The following is a 3,374-nucleotide window of genomic DNA, read 5'->3' as shown; positions in this document are numbered from 1 at the left end:
AACTTTGACGTCGTCTTTTTCGGCCATTTTGTATGCTTTCACGCGGTGGCATTGCGCTTAAATCCCTCAAGACATTAGAAGTACGCGAACGGAGCGCCTTTAGGCAAGCGTTCTGCCGACCTATCCCCCGCAATTGGGATGCACCGCATCATGGGACGCATAGGCTCCGCTCTGTTCAAACGCGGTAATTCTTCATTATATTGACTGCCATGGGCAACTCACCGGATTTCGATCCACCAACCTTGGAAAGTCTGGCGCGCCGCTATCTCGATCTCTGGCAGGACCAGTGGTCGGCGCTTGCGGTCGATCCGGATGTGGCGGAAAACTTCGCCCGCCTGTTCCAGATCATGGGACAGGGTGCGGCCGCCGTGGCTCCCTTCACCGCGTTCGGCATGAACGCCGGTTCCGCTCAACGTCAGCAGTTTCATGACCCATTCGCCGCCCCCTCCATGGCCAGCCGCCCCGACGCGGACCCTACGTCAGGGTCCGCGTCCGCTCGCGCTCCACATGGCGGCGACGCTGACAACGCTGCTGACCTCGCCCGCAGGATTGCCCTTCTTGAGGAGCGGCTCGCCGCTTTGGAAGACGGCACTGCGCGGCCGGGTGGAGGAGCTCCGCGCGGAGGTCGCCGGAGTCGATCCTGAAGATTTCGCCCGCGCCGTCGACCGCGAGATGCGGTGGCGGTTCGACGCCGTCCTGACCGGGCTGGAACGCTATCGAAGCCACCCCTACCGCCGCAGCCTGGCCGATCCGCCTACCGTCTGGAGCGAGGGACCGGCACGCCTGCTGGACTATGGCGCCGGCCGCGGCGGGAAGGGTGGCGACGGCGGACGTCCCGTGCTGTTCGTGCCGTCGCTGATCAACCGGCACTACATACTCGACCTGTCCGAAAACTGTTCGCTGATGCGGTGGATGGCGGGGCGCGGCATCCGGCCGCTGCTGCTGGACTGGGGCAGCACGGGCCCGCTGGAACGCAGGTTCACCCTGACCGACTTCGTCGCCGGGCGGCTGGAGCGGGCGCTCAACGCCGTGCTGGAGTTCGGGGAACGGCCGGCCCTGGTCGGGTACTGCATGGGCGGGCTGCTGACGACGGCGCTGGCGCAGCGCCGGCCGCGCGACATCGCCGGGCTGGCGCTGCTGGCGACGCCCTGGGACTTCCATGCCGACAATGCGGCGGCGGCGAAACGTACGGCGGCGGCGCTGGCGCCGTTCGAGCCGGCGCTGGACAGCTGGGGCGAGCTGCCGATCGACGCGATCCAGGCGCTCTTCGCCATGCAGGACCCGTTGCAGATGGCGAACAAGTTCACGAAGTTCGCCCGGATGGACCCGGACGGCGAGCCGGCTCGCCGGTTCGTCGCCCTGGAGGACTGGGTCAACGACGGCGTCACCCTGCCGGCGGCGGTGGCGCGCGATTGCCTGACCGGCTGGTACGGCCGCAACGACACCGCGAACGGGCGCTGGCTGATCGCGGGCGAGGCCGTTGACCCCCGGCGCCTCCGGCCTCCCACATTGGTCATGATCCCGGAGAAGGACCGCATCGTGCCGCCCCGGTCGGCACGGGCTCTGGCCGAGGCGGTTCCGGGCGCATGCATCTGCAATCCGCACCTGGGGCACGTGGGCATGATCGTCAGCGCCGGCGCCGCCGCTCTGGTGTGGGAACCGCTGGCCGACTGGCTCTGCAACCTGGAATAAACGCAGCGTTGCAGGTGGATGAAGATTTCCCCTTTTCGGACGCGCGACGTAGTGGCGCGGGTATAGCCCGATAGCGGGTAAACCGCCGCCCTGCCTTGCGCCGATAAATTGCCGGGGTTAGTTTAAACCGTGCTAAAGGCAGACCATAATAAGAACCGCCATCAGCTAAGGAGCGTTCCCCATGACCGAAGTCGTAATTGCCAGCGCCGCGCGCACGCCCATCGGTGCGTTTAACGGCTCGCTGAGCTCGGTACCCGCCCACTACCTGGGCGAAATCGCGATCCGGGAAGCGCTGAAGCGCGCAGGCGTCGATCCGAGCGAAGTCTCCGAGGTCGTGCTGGGTCAGGTGCTGAGCGCCGGGACCGGGCAGAATCCCGCCCGTCAGGCCGCCGTCAACGCCGGCATCCCGGTCGAAAAGACCGCCTACGGCATCAATCAGCTCTGCGGTTCCGGCCTGCGCACCGTCGCCCTTGGCTTCCAGGCGATCAAGCTCGGCGATGCCGACATCGTCGTAGCCGGCGGCCAGGAAAGCATGAGCCAGGCGCCCCACGTCATGCATCTGCGCAACGGCGTCAAGATGGGCGATACGCAGCTGGTCGACACCATGCTCCGCGACGGCCTGCTGGACGCCTTCCACGGCTATCACATGGGCACGACCGCCGAGAACGTGGCCGAGAAGTGGCAGATCACGCGTGAGCAGCAGGACCAGTTCGCGGCCGCTTCCCAGAACAAGGCTGAAGCGGCCATGAAGGAAGGCAAGTTCAAGGACGAGATCGTCCCGGTCACCATCAAGGGCCGCAAGGGCGACGTGGTCGTCGATACCGACGAGTTCCCGAAGGCGGGCGTCACGGCCGAAAACCTGGGCAAGCTGCGCGCGGCCTTCTCCAAGACCGGCACCGTGACGGCGGGCAACGCTTCCGGCATCAACGACGGCGCCGCCGCCCTGCTGCTGATGGGGGCCGATGCCGCCGCCAAGCGCGGCATCAAGCCGCTGGCCCGCATCGTGTCGTGGGCGACCGCCGGCGTCGATCCCGCGATCATGGGTTCCGGCCCGATCCCCGCGAGCCGTCTGGCGCTTCAGAAGGCCGGCTGGTCGGTGGACGACCTGGACCTGATCGAGGCGAACGAGGCTTTCGCCGCGCAGGCCTGCGCCGTCAACAAGGACCTCGGCTGGGACCCGTCGAAGGTCAACGTCAACGGCGGCGCCATCGCGCTGGGCCATCCGATCGGCGCTTCGGGCGCCCGCGTCCTGATCACCCTGCTGCATGAAATGCAGAAGCGGGATGCCAAGAAGGGCCTCGCCACCCTGTGCATCGGCGGCGGCATGGGCATCGCCCTCACCGTTGCCCGCGACTAAGGCGGCTCGTTCGCGTTGACGTCTCTGTCGATGGCGGAATGACGGCGCTCACCGGATCGTGGCCGGCGGATCATCTTCGGGATGGTTCGCCGGTCCCGGCGCATCCGCTTGATACACGTCAAGGCGAACCTTTCATCCTTTGAACGATATTGCCTGATCGAAGCATGTGCAATCATGCGAATTCGGGCATGAACATCTCATCGAATCATCGCTTTAGTGGGGGAGGAATCAATGGCAAGAGTTGCAGTGGTCACCGGCGGAACGCGCGGTATCGGCGAGGCCATCTCGCTCGGGCTGAAGGAAGCCGGCTACAAGGTCGCCGCCG

3 protein-coding genes and 1 pseudogene are annotated in these 3,374 nt (G+C 66.3%); 3 read left to right on the top strand and 1 reads right to left on the bottom strand.

Going from position 1 to position 3,374, the window contains the following annotated elements; translation table 11 throughout:
* Positions 1-218: 218 nt before the first annotated feature.
* Entirely contained in the window at positions 219-428 is a 210-nt protein-coding gene (locus AC5JJ6_RS21600) for a hypothetical protein (protein ID WP_044435020.1), read from the bottom strand.
* Between the two features lie 79 nt (positions 429-507).
* Here AC5JJ6_RS21600 and AC5JJ6_RS21595 point away from each other — a divergent pair, with 79 nt between their 5' ends.
* The 3 genes and pseudogenes from AC5JJ6_RS21595 to AC5JJ6_RS21585 form a co-directional block, all read left to right on the top strand.
* Positions 508-1,692 (top strand): alpha/beta fold hydrolase, encoded by a 1,185-nt coding sequence (locus AC5JJ6_RS21595; protein WP_496044037.1) that lies wholly within the window; start codon positions 508-510, stop codon positions 1,690-1,692.
* 181 nt (positions 1,693-1,873) lie between these two features.
* On the top strand, positions 1,874-3,049 hold the full coding sequence (locus tag AC5JJ6_RS21590) for an acetyl-CoA C-acetyltransferase (protein ID WP_496044036.1): 1,176 nt from the start codon (positions 1,874-1,876) through the stop codon (positions 3,047-3,049).
* A gap of 231 nt (positions 3,050-3,280) precedes the next feature.
* Positions 3,281-3,374 (top strand): annotated as a pseudogene (locus AC5JJ6_RS21585) (beta-ketoacyl-ACP reductase); the annotation flags it as partial.

It is taken from the genome of Skermanella sp. (genome assembly GCF_059503625.1).
The sequence above is the reverse complement of the archived record's forward strand: the minus strand, read 5'-3'. Positions and strand labels throughout refer to the sequence as shown.